Origin of the sequence: Brevibacillus sp. NPDC058079, assembly GCF_042885155.1 — a bacterium.
In the GTDB taxonomy this organism is placed as follows: Bacteria; Bacillota; Bacilli; order Brevibacillales; family Brevibacillaceae; genus Brevibacillus.
Genome location: NZ_JBHVSO010000011.1, coordinates 85,871 through 106,255, shown reverse-complemented (window position 1 = coordinate 106,255; position 20,385 = coordinate 85,871). Strand labels below are relative to the sequence as shown.

Annotated in this window: 4 protein-coding genes; all 4 read right to left on the bottom strand. The window is 54.0% G+C overall.

Annotated features, from left to right (window positions below):
- Positions 1 to 8: 8 nt before the first annotated feature.
- From ACFVS2_RS27250 to ACFVS2_RS27235, 4 genes are read right to left on the bottom strand one after another with little or no spacing between them, the layout of a single operon-like run.
- Positions 9 to 1,247 carry a beta-ketoacyl synthase N-terminal-like domain-containing protein gene (locus ACFVS2_RS27250; protein ID WP_390239523.1) on the bottom strand — a complete coding sequence of 413 codons (1,239 nt, stop codon included), beginning with the start codon at positions 1,245 to 1,247 and terminating at the stop codon, positions 9 to 11.
- A complete protein-coding gene (locus ACFVS2_RS27245; protein WP_144619014.1) occupies positions 1,225 to 1,467 on the bottom strand; it encodes an acyl carrier protein in 243 nt (80 codons plus the stop codon). The genes ACFVS2_RS27250 and ACFVS2_RS27245 overlap by 23 nt, the downstream gene beginning before the upstream one ends.
- Positions 1,464 to 14,822 carry an SDR family NAD(P)-dependent oxidoreductase gene (locus ACFVS2_RS27240; RefSeq protein ID WP_390239522.1) on the bottom strand — a complete coding sequence of 4,453 codons (13,359 nt, stop codon included), beginning with the start codon at positions 14,820 to 14,822 and terminating at the stop codon, positions 1,464 to 1,466. The genes ACFVS2_RS27245 and ACFVS2_RS27240 overlap by 4 nt, the downstream gene beginning before the upstream one ends.
- Positions 14,823 to 14,840: 18 nt before the next feature.
- Complete coding sequence (locus ACFVS2_RS27235) at positions 14,841 to 20,366, bottom strand: SDR family NAD(P)-dependent oxidoreductase (protein WP_390239521.1); 5,526 nt, start codon at positions 20,364 to 20,366, stop codon at positions 14,841 to 14,843.
- Between the last annotated feature and the right edge of the window lie 19 nt (positions 20,367 to 20,385).

The window sequence follows — 20,385 nt, the reverse complement described above, 5'->3', positions numbered from 1 at the left end:
CGTTCGTTTTAAATCTTTTGCAAGATGACCGCTGTATTCATGCCGCCAAAGCCCATGCTGAGGCATAAAGCCCGAGAAATGGAGTACGGGACGAATTGTTCCTTCACCCAATTGAACGACTCGTCAACCGGAAGCTCCAGATTACGCGTCGGATGAAGGCGGGAGTTGCGCATCTGAAGCAATACCGCAATAATTTCCACGGCTCCTGCCGCACTAAGGCCATGGCCTGTTATGGATTTGGTCGCATTAATGTAGGCATGCGACAATCCGCTGTCTTTAAGCGCGCGCAGCTCCGTTTCATCACCGACCGGGGAGCCCGTTCCATGCGGATTGACGTAGTCGATGTCGGCGGCTGCAATGCCGGCCCGGAGAAGAGCTTCGCGGATCACGCGCATTTCTCCCTCGTAGGACGGATTCGGATTTCGGTTGCCGTCCATCGCGATCGCCGTAGCGGTAATGGCTGCATAAGGAAGAACCCCTCTCTTACCAGCACAAGACGCGCGCTCAATGACGACGGCAGCGCAGTTTTCCCCGTAGATGAAGCCGTCCCGGCCGCGGTCAAATGGCCGGCATGCCAGATCCGGTCTGTCGGCATATTGATCGGAGCCCATTGCGCCCAGATTGCGAAAGGCCGCAAGCTCCATATAGGAAAGGTCGGCCAATGCCCCGACTGCGATGCAAGCATCGACTTCCCCCGAGCTAACAGCTTGAACGGCTTGAGCGATAATAGCCTGACCGCTTGCGGATGCGCCTCCCAATGTAAACGCAAATCCGCGAATCCCAAACTGCTCCGTGCAAAGTCCGCATAAATCACTGTCCATGTACGTCATCGCATAAGTGGGCCTCAGAAACGAAGGACGTTCCGAATACGAGGCATAGGCTTGGAGAGCCTCCCGCTGCTGTAAGTTGGAACCTCCGATAATGAGGCCGATACGCTCTGGCTCAACCTGATCCAGAACTGCATCCTCCCAAGCCTCATGCATCGTTGCCATCGCAGCCTGCCCGGAGAAGGAAGCCGTTCGCAGCAGCCGTTTAGAAAGACGTTCCGGCATAACCAGCGATTCGATCTCCGCCCCCAGGAAAGCAGAGCTTCCTTTTTGGCGACCTGGACGGTTCAGCACAGAAAAGGCGTGCCGGCCGTCAAGGAGGGCTGCCGCGAAGGCCGCCTGTCCTTGACCAATGGCCGATGTGATGCCGATGCCTGAGATGACGATATCGTCCGGCCTACAGCTTACCCAAGAACCCATCGGCCAGTTCCCCTATGCTCGACATTCCAATAAACTGCGATCTTTGAGTCTGCAAAAGCGACAAATCCTCCATCACCATCGAAATTAGATCCGCGCGATCGACGGAGTTCAATCCGAGATCCGAAAGCCGGTCCTCCGGCCTCAGTTCCCGTCCCTCTAATTCGGGGACGATCTCATACAAATTTTTTATGATAACGGCTGTTATTTCTTGTCTGTTCAATTCCGTTCCTCCTCAAGGATAAGACGACTGACGTAATCGTTAGCCTCATGAATGTCCAGCCTACCGCTTTCTACTTGCTGTAAAATGTCATCCAGCATAAGCGGAGAACGTACGGTCTCCTGTTCCGGGGAAGCGCCTTGACCCCGGCTCAGCTCGGAACTCAGATAGGCCGCGAACTGTCTAATCGTCGAATAGTCATATATTTTCGTCGCCGTGATGCTCGTGCCGTATTGCTTATTAACCGCCTTGATCCATTCGACGCCGACAATCGAATCAACCCCGATGTCCACGAATTTGATTTCAGGATCAATCTCGTCAGGCTGCATAAACATGGCCTCCGCCATGCTCTGGACCAATTGTTCTTCCAGTACCTCCAAGGAAACACCGTTGTTTGGAGGGGGCGTTCTTTCTTCGGCAGAGTTCTCATGTTCGGCTGCCGTAAGTGCTGCCGTTTGTTTCGGCAACCGGCTTACGTGATCGTAATCGTGTTCTGCTTCTGCTTTTCCTTCCGTTTCGTTCCCAACCGAAGCGGCCTTCTCAGCGATTACGCCGTGCAAATAGGCGGCAAATTCGCTTAAAGTCGAGTAATCGTATATTTTTGTCGCCGTAATGGATACGTCATACTTCTTATTTACTGCTTTGATCCATTCCACGCCGATAATCGAGTCCACGCCGATTTCGATAAACTTTCTCTCTGGGTCCAATTCGGCACGTTCCATAAACATCGCATCGGCCAAGCTCTCGGCCAGCTGCTCTGTCAACACATCGAGCGATATGCGCTGCTTCGATACCCCGTCGATCTTCTTCAATTTAATCGGCGGGAGCCGCAGCGAGTGTCCGCTTCCGTGATCGATTTGATCGGGAATGTTCGATAGTGGCATTAACGTAATTGTCTCCACTGCTTCCCGGTCCATCGTTCCAGCCTCATGAATTTGAACTTTTGGAGCTGGAGCAGATTCGCTTCCATATGTTCCTGCGGATTGTTGTCCATTGCCGCTAATGTTATACCAGCATCTTTCTTCAGCGAACGGATAGGCGGGCAGACTAATGCGTGTCGGTGCCGTTTTGCCGTAGACCAGCCGCCAATCGAAATCAATACCGCTTACCCATAAAGACAGAAGCGGATCAAACTTCTCAGAAGCAAACCATCCCAGCCAGGTCGATTCATCCGGCGCTCCAGCCTGCAGCTCAGACAGTGCCGCGCCTGACTTCACCCTGCCGAGGTGCAGCTTCTCCATTCGGCCGTTCTCGGCAATCGCCTGCAACCCGCGTTTTAGCTCCAGAACCGAAGAAACGGACATAGCCGCTCGTTCTTCCATCGCCTCACGACCCACCTGAAGGGTATAAGCCGCATCTGACAAGTTATCATCCGTAATCTGCCGCATCGCTATTGCATCCAGATAGCGAGAAGCCAATCGTTTCAATCCCTCTTTGTTCGGCGCAGACAAAACAATCGGAACGGTACTCCCGGCCTGATCGACCGAATGTACCGCTGCGGGCGGATTATATTCTTCCACGATTACGTGAGCATTGGATCCTCCCGCACCGAACGAAGAAATGCCCGCTATGCGCGGCATTTCCTGCTTTTCTCCGCCTGCTTCGACGACGGGCCGCTTCCATTCCTCCAGCTTCTGCTGCACCCTAAACGGTGTATCCGGGAAGACGATATTCGGGTTCAGCTTCTCGGAATGAAGCGATGGCGCCAGCTCCCCGTATTTCAACTGCATCAGAACCTTCGTTAAGCCCGCAATTCCCGCTGCGCTCTCGCAGTGACCAATGTTGGATTTTACTGAACCGATCGCACAAGCGGATGTCGGAAGGGCACTCGTTTTCCATGCATCACTTAAACCTTTTATTTCGATGGGATCGCCAAGCGCCGTACCGGTCCCATGCGCTTCGATATAGCTGATCGCGGCCGGATCAATGCCCGACTTCCGGATCGCCCGCTCGATCACACTTGCCTGCGCTTTCGGATTCGGAACCGAGTAGCCGTTCGTCTTACCGCCATGGTTGACGGCTGAGCCTTTAATGACGCCGTAGATGCGGTCATTGTCGGCAATGGCCCGTGACAACGGCTTTAACAGAACGGCGCCGACGCCTTCGCCCGGCACGTAACCGTCGCCTCCCTCGCCGAAGCTCTCGCACCGGCCTTTGCTCGACACGAATTTTCCTTGCGCAAGCGCCAAGTACTTATTCGGATGAATGGAAAGGTTTACACCCCCTGCTATAGCTGCATCGCATTCTCCCTCCCGCAGACTTTGGCAGGCCAAATGTATCGCGGAGAGTGAAGATGAGCACATCGTATCGATAGCCAGGCTCGGTCCATGGAAATTGCAAAAATACGAGACGCGGTTCGCAATCGACGAAGCGCTGCCCGACAGCGCCATCGGCCGGCCCCGAACCGTTTCTTCCGCACCATAAAGCTGATATTCCTCGTACATGACACCGACGTAAACGCCTACATTACCGCCAAGACCGGACGAATCGAGCTGCTGCAGGTCCTGCCTCGTGTATCCGGCATCCTGCAGCAGTTCGTACGTGCACTGTAGAAACAATCGCTCCTGAGGATCCATAAACGCCGCTTCTTTGCGCGAAATGTGAAAGAACAGCGGATCGAAGCAATCCACCCCTTCCAGGAAGCCTCCCCATTTGGAATAGGTTTTCCCCTGTTTATCAGGCTCTGCATCAAAGATTGCCTCATGATTCCAACGGTCTGCCGGGATTTCGGTGATGCTGTCGACGCCGTTCCGGATATTGTGCCAAAACGCCTCCACGTCTCTTGCTCCCGGATAGCGTCCGGCCACCCCGATAATCGCGATATCCTCCGGCCGCCATTCGGTTGTAGCACCTACCGATTCAACATCGTTATTGCCGGCTGGCGGTTCTACTTTCTCTACAGCATGGCTGTCATGACGCGTAAGCCCGGCGCGTTCAGGGATGGACGCTGCCGATTCGAACGAAGAACCGTCCTCCAAGCCCAAGACAGCAGGCAGACGGCCGAGGTGAGCACGCATCAAATAGCCGGCCAACTCCCTGATCGTCATATATTCAAAGAACAGCGTTTTGGACAACGTTCCGAATGATTGTTCCAGACTCGCTGTCAGCTGCATGATGGTCACTGAATCGACACCATATTTCTCGAATGGCGTATCCTCATGCATCCGCTGAATGGGCAGCTTAATTACCGCCGATACAAGCGATTTTAAGTACGCTATGGTCTTCTGCTCCAGCTCATCCTGCGGAAAGGCCGGAATGCCGTCAGCCTTTACAGGCTGCTGCACGACAGCTGCCGGCCGAGCTTGATCCTGCGGTGGAGACTGGCTCCCAGCCGTCAAGGCAGCCCGCATACGGGAAGGATCTCCCGCTATCGTCAGGACATGGTCCGCTGCAGATACTGCTGCGGCATATAAAGCGTGCAACCCGTCGGCGGTTTCGAGCACAGACATCCCGGTCAGCCTGTTCATCATGGAGAGCGTTTCCTCATCGATTTGCATGCCGCCCTTCTCCCAGAGCGGCCAGGCGATCGAGCAGGCTTTGCCCTTGCGAAGTCCTGAAGCCGTAAGATCGTTCCGATGCGCTGCGAACGCGTCCATAAACCCATTGGCGGCTGCATAGTCGGCTTGACCGAAATTGCCCAGCGTTCCGGCAAGAGAGGAATAAAGCAGCATAAAGTCGAGCTCCATATGCCTCGTTGAACGGTCCAGATGAATAAGACCAGCCACTTTAGCGGCGAATACCCGATCAATGTCTATTTCCGTTTTTTTCAAGATGAAGCTGTCCGCTCGAGTGCCTGCGCAATGAATGATGCCGGACAAACCGCCATAACGAGCTTCTATCCGTTCGATTGTTTCTTGGATGGCGGAAGCGTCGCTGATGTCCAAGCTGCAGTACTCTGCATGGGCTCCCACCGCTTTCAATTCGTCAAGATGCTTCTGTATCTGTTCATCATGAGCGGAGCGCCCCGTTAGGATCAGGTTCGCACCACTAGTTCGCGCGGCGGCATCTCGCGCAGCGATCATCCCAAGCTTGCCGCAGCCGCCTGTGATCAGATACGTGCCGTTATGTTTCCAAGGTACCGGAACCCCGTTTTTGAGTCCCATTTCCACAAGCCTTTGAACATAACGATTGCCGGCTTCATAACGAATGACGTCATCTTCCGGTTCAGACCCATTCTCTTCGATAATCCCGGCAATGACAGGGCCCGCCGAGTCCTTACCCAGTAAAATCGTCTGCCCGACGACACCGGGTTGTTCAAGAGCAGCGGTCTTTAGCATTCCGCTTAATCCAACCATGAGACGCTGATTGTCGTTGTACGGGAGCACCAATTGAATCAGCGTCCTGCCTTCCGTACCATGAAGTGCGGATTGAAGCTGTTTCAACATCCGTTTGGCATAAAACGTATAACGCGACTCCAACGTCATACTTTCCAGGCCGTCGCCCAATAGATGAACCTCAGCCCCGCCCCCCTGTTGCATGAGTTGATCCGCAAGCGAGCTGTCCGATCCGCCCAACAAGACGATACGCCTGGTATAAGTCACTGTGTTCTCCGTATAGCAAGGCTTCCGTTCCCATATCGGCTGGAACAAAAGCGTTTCCTTAGGGGTTGCAACAGGTTGATCACGAACCTCTTCACCGTCAATCCGTCTGGACGTCAATCCTCTCATCCGTACACAAACGATTCCACTGCTGTCGATAAGCTCGATATCCAGCTTGCGGATCGGGCTCTCCGGTAGAAGACCGCTGCTGAACCGGATCCATGCCCACATCTCTCCTGAACATGGGCCAAGGATGTCCAATTCCTCCAGCACAAAAGGAACGATTGGGCTCACGGACTGCGGCTGCCCCTCCATTGCTTCCAGAACTTGACGGGGAAACAAGCCGATCGTTGCCTGGAAGACGGAATCAATCAAACTCGGATGAAGCACATAATCATGCGGCGTGCCGGCTGCTTCCGCCGGAACAAACACGTTCGCCAAAGCTTGATCGTTGCCGGTATAGATAATTCTGATCCCTCTGTTGCCGGGTCCATACAAAAGTCCGGCTGATTCGAATGCCCGATAGCATTGCTCTCCTGACAGCTTCGGCCCGCTGCATTGTGCTCTTATGACTTCAATATCCATAATCGGGCTCTCTTCGGGCTCCTGAAGCGATACCGTTGCCGTACAATACAAGACCTCATTCTCGTCTTCGCCCTGATTGGTAAAGACCTCGCATGCCAATTCTTCGTCTTCCTTACGGAGCCGAATATGCACCTCGGAGGATGCGTCGTTCATGACAAGGGGTTTTCTCCATACGATCTGATGAAGACGAGTGCCTGCCGAACTTAACAGCTTGCCGGCTGCAGCCTCAGCGGCTGCGCGAATCATTTCGAGGTAAGCGGCGCCCGGCATGATCTTATTTCCATGAACAACATGATCGCTCAGGAACTGCTCCTTACCGGTAAACAGCGAACTGAAACGCAGCTGCGACACGTCCGATGTATTCCGGTGCAGCAGCGGATGAAGAGGCTTCCCGCCCTCTCCTTCCCGAGCAAATATGCTGTCGGTTTCCGGTATCCAGTACCTCTCCTCCGCAAACGGATACGTTGGCAGGCTCATCCGGCGGGGAACCGTATCTTCGTAAAGCAGACGCCAATCGATGCTCAGCCCTTTCACCCACAGACCGAGGATCTTCCCGAATTTCCCTTTTCTCATCCATGCCTTAAACGTCTCCGATAAATCCTCGTCTGTCCGCCACATTTGCATCAGTTCATTAGTCTGGATGTGACCGCGGAAAACGTTGTCCCTTTCTTCGCGATCCGCTAAATAAGCAAGCAGCTTATTCTCCAGCTCTTCGATCGAACCGACGAGCATCGCCAGCCGTTCCTCCATCGCTTCCCGGCCCACTTGGAGGGTGTAGGCCAGATTCTCCAGGTTTGTGTGATCACAGCCTTGATCGCGTATGAAGGACAAGAGACGCTGCGCAACGAGCTGTAGACGCTCTTCGTCGCGCGCTGAAAGTACAATGATAGCCGGATCGTGCCTATGGTAAGTCTGCTTTTCGGCTGTCACATGCTCGTCTGAAATATATTCTTCGATGACGAGATGCCCGTTGGAGCCTCCCGCGCCAAAGGAAGAGAGTCCGGCGATTCTCGGAATTTCCCTTGCAGTCCCGTCTATGGTCAGAACAGGTCGGTTCCAGGCCTCCAGCGTCCGCTGTACCACAAAAGGTGATTGCTCGAAATCGATGTTCGGATTGAGCTCCTCCGCATGCAGAGAAGGCGCCAGTTGACCGTATTTCATCTGAAGCAATACCTTCGTCAAACCAGCAATGCCTGCTGCGCTTTCGCAATGGCCGATGTTCGATTTGGCCGAGCCGATCGCACAAAAGCGATCATCTGCCGTATAGGCGCGGAAGGATTGGCTCAAGCCCGCGATTTCAATCGGATCGCCAAGCGAGGTGCCCGTGCCGTGCGCTTCGATATAGCTAATGGTTCGCGGATCAATACCGGCATCCTTGATTGCCTCGCCAATGACATCGGCCTGCGCAGCCGGACTGGGTACCGAATAGCCGTTTGTCTTGCCGCCATGGTTGATGGCCGTTCCCTTGATAATGCCATAAATGTGATCGCCGTCCGCAATTGCATCTTCGAGCGGTTTCAGCACAGCTGCACCTACCCCTTCGCCGGGTACGTAACCGTCGCCGTCTTTCCCGAAGCTTACGCAGCGACCTTTGCTGGAAACGAATTTGCCTTGGGAAAGGAAAATGTATTTATTCGGGTGGACGGATACGTTGACGCCGCCGGCCACGGCAACACGGCTTTCCCCTTGCCGCAAGCTTTGGCAAGCCAGATGAATGGCTGTCAGCGACGAGGAACACATCGTGTCCACCGCCATGCTTGGTCCTTTGAAATCGCAGAAGTAAGAGACCCGGTTTGCGACAGACGAGGGATTACCGGATAGTGCGATTGGCTTCCCTCGGGCAGTCAACTCCGCGCCATATAGCTGATATTCCTCGTTCATGACGCCAACGAATACGCCAACCCGCTTCGTCTTCCCTTGCCCCTCGGCAGCGAGCGTTTCCCGTGTATATCCAGCGTCTTCGATCGATTCATAGACGCATTGCAGAAACAATCTTTCCTGCGGGTCCATGATCTCGGCTTCACGCGGCGATATATGAAAGAACATCGGATCGAAGCGGTCGACGCCCTCCACAAATCCGCCCCACTTCGTATACACTTTGCCCGGCTTGCTCTTATCCGGGTCATAGTAGACGCTGTGATCCCAGCGGTCGGGCGGAATTTCGCTGATGCAGTCCTGACCGTCACGAAGCTTCTCCCAAAATTGTTCAACATTTTTAGCGCCCGGATAACGGCCGGCTATACCGACGATCGCAATATCGTGTACACGACTTCCGTCCCGTGCTTCTGTCGGCCGCTTGGAGATCGGGCGTGCAGCTTTGCGGCCTGCTTTCTTTGGCTTCAGTAATACGGTAATAGGACTCATGGAATCTTCCGCCGCCATTTTAGCGCCAACTAACTCGGCCAAACGGAAACGATGATGTTCGATGAAAAAAGCCGCCAGTCGACCGATGTTCGGATATTCGAAAAACAATGTTTTCGACAGGGAACCGAAGGATGCTTCCAGCCGGCTGGTGATTTGCATCACCATGACGGAATCGAGGCCGTACGTTTCCATCGGAGCGTCCGGGTCCATCCGGCTGGCGGGCGTGCCGGCCACGGATGATATCAAATTCGTCAAATACGCGACCGCTTTCTCCTGAAGCGCATCGCTTTGATCCCAAGCGGACGGCTCTTTCATACTGCTTTCGAAAGCCTGCACCTTCCCTTCGTTTTGTGCCATCCGCATAAAGACGCGTAACGTTTCTTTCTCACCGTCGATAACGGTGATTTGCGATTTTCCAGCAGCCAAAGCCATGTAAAACGCTTGAATGCCCGTGCTGCTTGCCATTGCTCGCATGCCGCTCTTCTGCTTCAACAGCTTCGCCGTCTCGGCATGAACCTGCATGCCGCCTTCTTGCCACAGCGGCCAACAAATCGACAATGTGCGGCCATGCCGTTGTCCGGCTCCCGCTAACTCGTTACGGTAGGCAGCAAAACGATTCAGAAAAGCGTTGGCGGCCGCATAATCAGCCTGAGCGAGATTGCCTATTACACCTGCTAAAGCCGAGAAAAGTAGGAAGAAATCCAACGGAATATGGCGAGTCGCATCATCCAGATAGACCGTTCCGGATACTTTTGGCCGAAGGACCTGCTGAAGTTCAACCGCGGACTTTTTCTTCAAATAAGCATCTTGAATAACACCGGCGCCGTGCAGGATCCCGTTCAATGTACCGTATTTGCGGCAAATCTCTTGGATCAGCGTTTCCACCGCCTCCGGGCTACCGACATCCGTTTGCCTGTATTCCACCGTCAGCCCTCGATTGGTTAATTGCTCTATCCGTTCGCGCTTGTTTTGGTCCAGCGCTGAACGTCCCGCAAGGATCACGGCAGCGCCACGGGTCCTTCGCGCAATTTCTTCCGCAAATAGCACGCCAAGCCCGCCTGTTCCCCCGGTTATGAGGTAAACGCCGCCATCCTTCCAAGGAACGACTGTAGACGACTCGGGAACCGTTCGCATCTCGCGCCAGCGCAGAATGCTCTGCTGCTCCCTATTCAATCGGATGTGCTGTAATTCTGGGTGCTTTGCGTACGCCGCTAGCAATTGGGCGAGGTGCTGCTCACTCGACTGAGCTTCAAGCTCGATCAGCTGGCCGGCTATTCTCGGCTCTTCCATGGCCGCTGTTTTGAGCATTCCCGACAACCCCGCAGCCAATTGCTGTTGATCGGTATGGCCGATAAGCAGCTGTATCATAGTGGAGCGGTTATCCTGCAGCACTTCCTGTACGATACCGAGCAGCTGTTCTGCATAAGCATGGTAACGCAGGTCGATCTTATCCTGATGTTCGGTCTGCAGGGCGATGCACCGGACGTCATCCCCCTGTCCTTCGATTTCCTTCAGAGCGAAGGCACAGTCTTCAGTAGCGACGACAATTCGGCGCTCATATCGGTGCACAGCTTCGTTTGTACCTATAGAATCCTCCGCCGTTTCCCATATCGGCTCGAACAATAACACCCCCTCGTCCGAGTGAGTGTTGGCTTGTACAGAACGGGCAGCATACCCTTTGATCCGTACGCATAAACGGCCCTGAGCGTCAACCAAATCGATATCAATCTTCTTAATGCCGCCATGCATCCCCGAGTCGTGGCTGAATCGCAAATACGCCCACATCTCGGCATCCATGGCATGTACGATATCGAGCGTTTCAATAGCGAAAGGCAGAAGCGGGCTTAAACGAAGACTGCCATCCAATGGGCTTACGTTATTTTCTCCGAATACAAGACCGGCCATCGATTGGAGTGCGGCATCCAGCAGACCTGGATGCATCGTAAAAGGCTCCACGCTCCCTTGATCAGCAGGCATCGACAGCTTCACCAGCGCAGCCTGTTCTCCAATATGAAGCTGCTCGATGCCCTTGTGGGTGATGCCGTAATGAAAGCCGATCTGTGCAAACGCCTCGTAGCATGCTTCCGACGAAACCGTATGGCGGCATGCCGCTTGCGCCTCCCGCACATTCAGCCGCTCCTCCGGCGCGGCTGCCGTCCACCTTCCCGAACCTTGAAAATGAACAACCGCTTCTTCCCTGTCTTTATCCCCCGACAAGCTGTATACCTCGAACGTAATTTCCTCATTCTCTCCGGAAGCGAGCGCGATGTGAAGGACAACCGGTTCATCCCGCGCAATGAGGGGTTGTACCCATCCAACATGCTTCAGCTGCAGGATTCGTCCGTCGTCAGCAGCCGATTCAGTTGCAAGCCGTACGGCTGCATGAGCCATTTCCAAGTAAGCGGAGCCGGGAAAAATCTTCTGGCCGTTTAGCACATGGTCCGTGAAGAAGGGCTCATCGCCCGTGAATACGGAGCTATACCGCTGCTCCGTAAGCGTCGACGTATTGCGGTGCACCAGCGGATGAAGAACTTCCGATTGCTGCCGTTCTTCCCGCTTCACCGACTCACTCACTCCGCTAAGCGGCACCCAAAATCTCTCCCTTGCAAAGGGATACACCGGCAATGAAATCCGTCTGTATTGACTGGCTGTAAACAGCTTGTCATACGCCAGCTCATATCCTTGCTGATACAAGCGGGCAATCCTTTCTAACATCTCCGGCTTATCGAGCTCCGAATTACGCCATTCCATAATGCACACCAGACCCTCGTTCTTCTTGATCGCATCCTCCTGCAGTTCCCATTCGTGCACGACCGACGCAAAGAGGCCTGGCGCGCTCCCCTCAAGGAGCCAGCGGTTCAGCACAGCGACAAGGGCAGTCACATCCTCGATGATACAGGCCAGCCGATGCGGCAAATGCTTACGTCCGATCAGCAGTGTATAGCTCATATCCCCGATATCCGCTTCGGGATGCTTGCCGCAGTAAGCGATAAGCTGCTCCGCCTGCTGACGTAGCTGCGCGTCGGAATGCGCCGACAGCACCAGCAGATGACTGCGCGTTGGCCTTGGCTGACGATCTATCGTCGGCGCTTCCTGAAGGACCATGTGCACATTCGTCCCGCTGAAGCCGAATGAACTGATCGCCGCGAACCGGCTTTCACCCGGCTCAGCAGGCCATTCCTTGAGGCGGGTGTTGACGTAGAAGGGGCTTCCCTCCATTCGGATATTCGCATTGCCCTTCTGATAATGAAGAGATGGCGGAAGCTTTTTATATTTCAATGACAGCATCAGCTTGATCAACCCCGCGATGCCCGCTGCAGCGATCGTATGGCCGATCGTTGTCTTGATAGAGCCAATCGCACAGTATTCCGTTTTGGCTGTGTAATGTCTAAATGCGCGCGTCAACGCCTCATGCTCGATGGGGTCGCCAAGCTTAGTACCGGTGCCGTGTGCTTCTACCAGTTGAATGCGCCCGGGATCGATGCCGAATTGTTCATACACTTCGCGCTCGAGCTCTTCCTGTGCAGCGCCGCTCGGTGCCGTAATCCCGTTGGTCGTGCCGTCCTGGTTCATGCCCGATCCGGCAATGACACCGTAGATATGGTCTCCGTCGGCAATCGCATCGCTTAACCGTTTGAGAACAACCGCACCGGCGCCCTCTCCCGGCACAAAACCGTCCGCCCGTTCATCAAACGTATAACAGCGCCCGGAAGCAGACAGCATGCCTGCCCGCTGTGCACTGTCGTGGAAAGTCGGGGTAGACTGAATGAACACACCCCCGGCCAAGCTCATATCTGTCTCACGCGCCCACAGTCCCTGACATGCAAGATGAACAGATACGAGTGAGCTGGAGCAGGCGGTATCGACTGCTATCGCCGGGCCTCTCAAGTTCAAATAATACGAAATTCGGGCAGCTACGATAGCACCGGCATTTCCCCACATCGCCTGCGCCGGGGGATTGTCGCCGAGCAGATGCATATAATCGCCGATATTGTACCCGACATAAACGCCGCACCGGCGGCCTTCCATTGCCGATCCGGCATAGCCGGCGTCCTCCAGCGCTTTCCAGGACTCCTCCAGAAACAACCGCTGCTGAGGATCCATGTAAACCGCTTCCGTTCCCGAAATATGAAAAAAGTACGGGTCGAACTCGTCATAATCATCAAGTAAGCTACCATAGCGAACGATATTGGAGTCCGACTGTTTCCATCGCGTGATTTCCCCGACCAAATCCGTTCCACTGGCCAAATGCTCCCATAATTCTTCCATGCTACGGGATTTGGCAAACCTTCCGCTTATGCCGATGATGGCAATCGGCTCCTTATGAGCCGGCCCTTGGGCTCGTGCATCCGCCTTCTGGAACGCAGGGGGCGATTCGACTTCGTTCAGCCTAACAGCCGCCTGCGGCGCTATGCGGTCCGCAGCTCCGAAGACCCGGGAAACGGCTTCGCCGTGCTCAGCCAGCAAATAGCCTGTAAACTGATTAATCGAGCTGTATGTAAACAGAACGGTCGTCGGCAGCTCCAGTCCAAGCTCCTCATTAACCAATTGGATTAAGTGAACGCTCGTAATGGAATCCAGCCCGTAATCGGCAAAAGCATGGTTCGGAGCGATCTGATCGCGGTCAACCTTAAGTGCTGTCGAGATGTGCTTTCTAAGCATGAGCTTGACAGCTTGCACGTATCTGTCATTGTCCTGAGCAGTCCAATCCGCTTTCGGTTCCACTTTTCCGGTATCATCTGCCGTTGTGGAGACAATCATCGCCGCAGCGGTATCCATATTCGACCCAGTTCGTTTTGCTGACGATGTGCCGGATTTTCGTACAACGCCATCGCTCTGGCAAGCGATAATCTGCTGTCCCAAGTTCCGGGATGCCTGCGCCGGGAAATAAACCGACTGGAACCCCTCCTGCTCCAAAACTTTCGTCCAGGTCTCCGAAGTTAAGGCGGGCGAACCCGGAATGCGCAGCCAGTCGTCCTCATAGAGCCACCAGCCATCCAGAAGACCGAATGTCAGGTGAGCGAAGAGCGTATTGTTGCTCATCTCATTTAGCAGCAATAAACCATTTTTTTTCAGTGCAGATTTAACGGTGCGCAGCGTAAGCCGAATATTTTTTGTCGCATGCAGCACATTTGACGCGATGACCATATCGAATGTGCCTGACGAAATCCCCTGTTCCTCCAAGGGCTCTTCAACGTTCACGATCCGGCAGCTTAAATAGGGAACTGCCGGTCCGTATTGTTCTTGTGCACGGATAAGAAGTGCTTTCGATAAGTCGCTGTAAACGTACTCCGCGATCTGTACCCGATAAGGCTCCAGCTTGCGGAAGACCATCTCGCTCGTACCGCCCGTTCCCGCTCCCAGCTCAAGAATGCGCATCCGTTGCCCTTGACCCAGACTTTTTACATATGCGGCCGCTGTATTGGCCAACACCTCGTTAAAGTAATCCGATACCGGATTATATTTATAGATGCCTTCGACAAGCTCCATCGAGCCGTTTGGAAACAGAACGTCAGTGGCGGAGGTCCGGCCGGTCAATATCGCCGGAAGCGCCCGAAGCGCTGTTTCCAACAGGTTGACTTGGGCATGTAAATTAGGATTGTGCAGCCATTCCTTCTTGGCGGCCGCCCACTCTTCCCACACCTCGTTCAGATGAACAGGAGGAGCTGCTTTCGCAAGGCCCTGTCCTTGTGGCAGCCTGATATACCCCTGTTCGGTCAGCTGTGTCAGGCTCTCTTTAAGCCAGCTTCCATAGCGCGAATGCACCTTGGCCTTCAGAGCGTCCAAGTCAAACGGATGCTGTGTAAACTGTCCGAGTTCCCACAGCTGCCCCCACAGCAATTTATAGGTTAACGCGTTTAATTGATCCAAGACGAACAGGCCCCTTTCTTATGGCGTGATTTCCGATCGTCCGACAAAACGGGACACAGCTTGTGCCATCTGGTTCAACGTCGTCCAATCTGTGAAAGCCTGCATTTCCACTTCCATCATGAAGCTTCTGTTAAGCTTGCTTAAAAGCTCGGCCAGCTGGACCGTATCCAATCCGTATTCCGCAAACTCAGCGTTCGGGTCGATTTCGTCGGGATGGACGTCCAGCAAACGGGACGTTTCCCCGATCAAATCATGCAAAATCAGTTCGGCTTGACCGTACGGCCCAACCGCTTGGCCTCGTTCTATGTTCATACCGGCAATGAGATCAGGAAGTGCCGGCAGCTCCACCATTGACCTGTAATCGCCGCTGAAGCCCGGGGTGTCGAACATGACGTCTATTAGCCTCTCCGAAGCAAAGCCTGCTTCCATGACACTCTTCGAGGCTTTAATAAATGCCATCTGCTCGATCGGACTTGCAAGCAGCGTCTCCAACGCCTCCATCGCATCGGCAGGCGTTATCGAACCGATGCCGTCACGCACCATTCTTGCCCGATAATCGTCCGAAGCGACAATGCCCGCACTTCCCCAGTAACCCCAATTCATTATCTTCATCGCACACGGCCAGTCACTGGCCAAACGGATCGCGAAGGCATCCTTAAACGTGCAGCCTGCTGCATAATTGCTTTGACCCGCTCTTCTGGCGAAGGACATCATGCCTGAGAAAAACAAAACAAAATCAAGCGGCTCTCTGCGGAATATTTGCGCTAGCCGTACACTGACGTCAATCTTGGCTCCAAGCCCTGCCCGGAAGTCGTCCTCCTGCATATTGGCGAGACTATGGTCTCGCAGGACGATTGCAGCATGAACGACACCATGAATGGCGCCGAAACGTGCTTTGATGACCTGATAAGCATGATCCAGCGCTTGGGCATCCGCTGCGTCCGCCTCTATATAGAATGGCTTTGGCCCCGTAGTGGACACCCGTTCGATTGACGCGCTGATCGACTCATCCTGCCTACGGCGTCCAAGCCAGACTATCTGGGCCTGATAGCGGCGGATCATGTACGCCGTCCAGACTTCACCTATACCCCCGGCCCCGCCAATAACGACGTAGACGCCGCCTTTCCGGTAACCGTTGTGCTGCATGCCAGAGGCGAGATTCACGGGAGCCAACCTTTGACACAGCCATTCCCGTCCCCTTAAGCACCACGTGTTTCCTTCCTTATCCGGAGGAAGCGTCAACAGCGTTTCAATTGAAGTCTCCCAGCCGGGCTCCAAATCCAGTAAACGAATCTGCCAATGGGGATATTCTTTTGCAAGCGCACCTATCAGTCCATGCACACTCGCATGAACGGGATTTATCCTGTCCCCCGTGTATGCCCGCTGGGTTTGGAAGGTGAGGACATCGACACTCAGCCTTTTCCCGCCATATCCGGCGTGCAGCAACGCCTTGATCAAGCGGAATAACAAAAGGACACCACCCTTTTGCTTGGCAAGGAGTGAATCGTCATGAAGCAAAAATTCGGAAGGCGGCGCAAGCCAAAATAAATGATCGATGACGCCGAATCGTGCCAGCACCATAGCGATCTGCTCGATATCATCCTCTTCACCCACGTTGACTGTAAAGGCGTTCGGATAATGAACCAAGAGAGCATCCCGGCTTTCAGCCGTTCCTCCGATGATCACAACGCTTCGGCTGTTCGCTCCGGGGTACGCAGGCCCGGATTCAACAGGCACAGGCTCCCAAACAGGTGTAAGCAAAACATGTTCAAACGCTTCCGGACGGTTCTGTGGTTCGCGGATAAAGCGCTGCTTCTCAGCTGCCAAGTCTGGACTAGCTTCAGCTTCCTTCTTCTTGCCGCTGCCCGGCAGCCAGTACGTTTTGCGTTCAAAAGGATAACCCGGTAAACTCACTCGCCTAGCTGGCTTGTTCTCATACATCCGGGTCCAGTCTACCTTCAGACCCTTCACCCATAATTGCCCAAGCCTGTCAACATTCTGGAGCTCGATCCAACGGCTTACACGGCTTGCAAGATCGTCTTCCGCTCCGATCGAGGCCAACTGCTCCTTATCCGATTTCGCATGGCCGCGGTATATCGAACCGTCATCCGACGTCTTATTCAAAAAATTTCGTAAGCGAAGGGATAACTCTTCCTTCGAAGCCGTGGTAAAAGCAAGCCTTTCATCCATCGCCTCGCGGCCGATCTGAAGCGTATAAGCGATTTCCGCCAATTCCGCATCCGCCAATGATCCGCTGTCCAAAGCCGAAAGCAGTCTCTCCGCCTGAATACGCAGCCGTTGCTCGTTGGCGGCCGACAGCAGAATAAGCATCTCTTCACTAGCGGATGTTTTTTTTCGAGCTTCACTCACAGGCGGAATATACTCCTCGAGCACAATATGCGCATTGGCGCCGCCTGCGCCAAAGGAAGAAATGCCCGCAATTCTCGGATACTCTTCCTCTTTGTCGTTCAGGCGAACGACGGGTCTATCCCAATCCGCCAGCTCCTGCTGGACCATAAAAGGCGTGTTTTTCATCGGAATATTCGGGTTTAGTGTACGCGCATGCAAGCTCGGTACGAGCTTCCGATGCTTCATTTGCAGCACGATTTTCGTTACGCCGGCCACACCTGCCGCCGCCTCAAGATGACCGATATTCGATTTGACCGAACCGATCGCGCAATATTGGTTATCCTGCGTATCTTGACGGAACGCTTGCGTCAGCCCGGTAATTTCAATCGGATCACCCAGCTTGGTGCCCGTACCGTGCGCTTCGATATAGCTTACAGTTCTGCTGTGAATACCGGCTTTGTCGAGCGCTTGCCGGATCAGCTGTCCCTGGGCATTCGGATTTGGAACGGTGTAGCCATTTGTTTTGCCGCCATGATTCACGCTGGTGGCTCTGATCACGGCATGAATCCGGTCACCGTCGGCAATGGCTTGCGACAGCCGTTTCAGCAGCAAAACACCTACTCCTTCTCCAGGAACGAAGCCGCTGCCGCCGCTGCCGAAGCTTCTGCATTTGCCGTCGGTGGACAGCATCCCATGAGCGCTAAGCTCGATATAATTAGACGGATGAAGATATAAGTTGACGCCTCCGGCGATTGCCAATTCGCATTCCCCGCGCAAAATATGCTCGCAAGCTTCATGAATAGCGGTTAACGAAGAGGAGCACATCGTATCGATTGGCATGCTCGGACCATTGAAGTCAAATAAGTACGAAACTCGATTGGCCACGGAGCTAAAAGACGTAAAGGGAAGCATGCGCTCTCCCTGTTTTCTGAACTCAGGCCCGTATAGATTAAACCCTGTTTTCGTTATTCCGGCGAAAACGCCGACTCGGCCGCCGTACTGCGAAGCCAGATGCTCTCTCGTGCAGCCAGCATCCTCAAGCGCATGCCAGCAGCTTTCGAGAAAGAGCCGTTCCTGAGGGTCCATGCAGGATGCCTCCAGCGGCGATATTTTAAAGAAGAGCGGATCAAAGCTTGTCGCATGCTCCAGAAATCCGCCCCACTTGCTATAGCTTTTCCCCTCGGCGACCGCAATCTCCGAATTGGGCTCATAGAAACCTTCGACCGGCCAACGACCCCCGGGAATTTCGGTTATGCAGTCCATGCCTGCGGCAAGATTTCGCCAAAACGCGTCCAAATCTTCGGCCTGCGGATATCTGCCGCTCATCCCGATAATCGCGATCGGTTCCTTCTCTGCCGGCTGACCGCTCTTGCCGGCATTGCCGGACGATCTGCTGACCGTTTGAACACTTTCAACGATCGGTGACAAACGGGGCGTCACATCGGAGGACGAAGCTGTCGCTGCGTTATTTTTCTCCTGTGTATCTTTCTCGGCCAGTCCAATCCAATTGAGACATTGATGCGGATACGTTGCGGTCAAATAATCGGCTACGCCTCTTAGTGTCTTGAATTCGTAAAACAGCGTTTTGGAAAGCTCACCGAAGTCATTCGCGAGATTGCGGTTCAACTCGGTAATCATAATCGAATCGATGCCATACGTTTCCAACGGTTCATCTGGATCAATGCTGTCCGGATTGAGCCTCGTATAGCCCGAGAACAAATGAATCAGCCGTTTCAGGGTCCGCTTGTCCAAATTTGGATCCAGACTGACTCCTTCGACAAGATCGGCCGAAGAGCGACTTCGGTCATTTTCTACAAATCGGGTTAGCTTAGCACCAGCACCGTAGAGTACCATGGCCCGGCTCCCTCCGCTTGCAAGCGCAGCGTAGAATGCACGGATGCCGATCGTTCCCGGCATCGCCGCCATCCCGGTCTCACGTTCCAATGCTTCCTCGGCTCCGGGTTCGAGCTGCATCCCGTTCGATCTCCAGAGCGGCCAGTTGATTGCGATCATTCCTGACCTGTTGCGGTCCGTCTGTTGTCTCCATGCGGTATAAGCATCCATAAAGCCATTCGCCGACGCATAGTCTGCTTGGCCGGCATTGCCATATACACCTGCTACGGATGAGAAGACGGCAAACACGTCCAGCTTGATATCCTTGCTAGACCGATCCAAATGAACGAGTCCCTTCACCTTCGGACCGAGCACCTCGATAACCTGATCACGCGTTTTGCGGTACAAATATTCATCGCGGATGATACCTGCCGCATGTAGAATCCCATTCAAGCCGCCATATTGATTCCGAATTGCATCGATCAATGCAGCAACTTGACGTTCTTCGCTTAGATCAACTTGCCTATATTCAACCTTAGCGCCAAGAGCCGCCATCCGTTCGATTCGGCCGGATGCTTCGTCATTCAGCGTTGCCGATCGTCCGATTAGTATAAGAACAGGCAGGCTCACCTGCCTTGCGATTTCCTCAGCAAATAACAGGCCGAGTGCGCCCGCTCCGCCTGTTATTAAATAGATGCCGCGGTCTTTCCATGGCATTCGCACCTGCTCCTGCAGGATCGTCTCCTTCTTCCACGCGGAACGGTAACAGCGACCACGCTGGGATTGGACAACACTTGTGCTGCCGCCCCCCCAAGCACCTGCCTCGAGCGCACCGGCAATATCTCTCTTATCATTGTCCGACCATTCGAGACATTCTACCGTGAGCTTCGGATTTTCTGCACGTGCGGTTAACAGTACGCTGTATAATCCGACAAGCCATGGCGACTCCTCTTTATTTGCGATGAAAAGCTGCACAAGCGTTTCCCGGCCAGTGTGATTATGCAGAAGGCGCTGGAGGCGGTCGACGATTTGGAGTGTATAAGCCTCATACCGCTGCTCGATCGGCTGCTCTGAGAATTCAAGAACAAGCCATTCGGCTTTGCCTGTCATGCATTCTAATTTATCTGCGCGGACCTCGATCGACTCGCCAAATATGATCAATCGGTCCTGATTGAGCCCAGGGGAGTCCGATGGAAACTTTGCAATTTCCTCTTCGGACGGCCGAAAAAGCAGCACGCCGTATTCATCATTTGCTTCGGATGGGGCGCTCTGCTTATACTTGTTCAACATTCGAAGGGCCTCCGGCTTGGACAGACGGCCCTCTTGGACTCCACTCAACACATCTTGCAAAAAATCTCTCATATTGACCTCCCGGTTAGAA

Bases quoted from the DNA above. Each gene is read 5' to 3' on its own strand.
- ACFVS2_RS27235 (WP_390239521.1), bottom strand. From the start codon at position 20,366: ATGAGAGATTTTTTGCAAGATGTGTTGAGTGGAGTCCAAGAGGGCCGT.
- ACFVS2_RS27250 (WP_390239523.1), bottom strand. From the start codon at position 1,247: ATGGGTTCTTGGGTAAGCTGTAGGCCGGACGATATCGTCATCTCAGGC.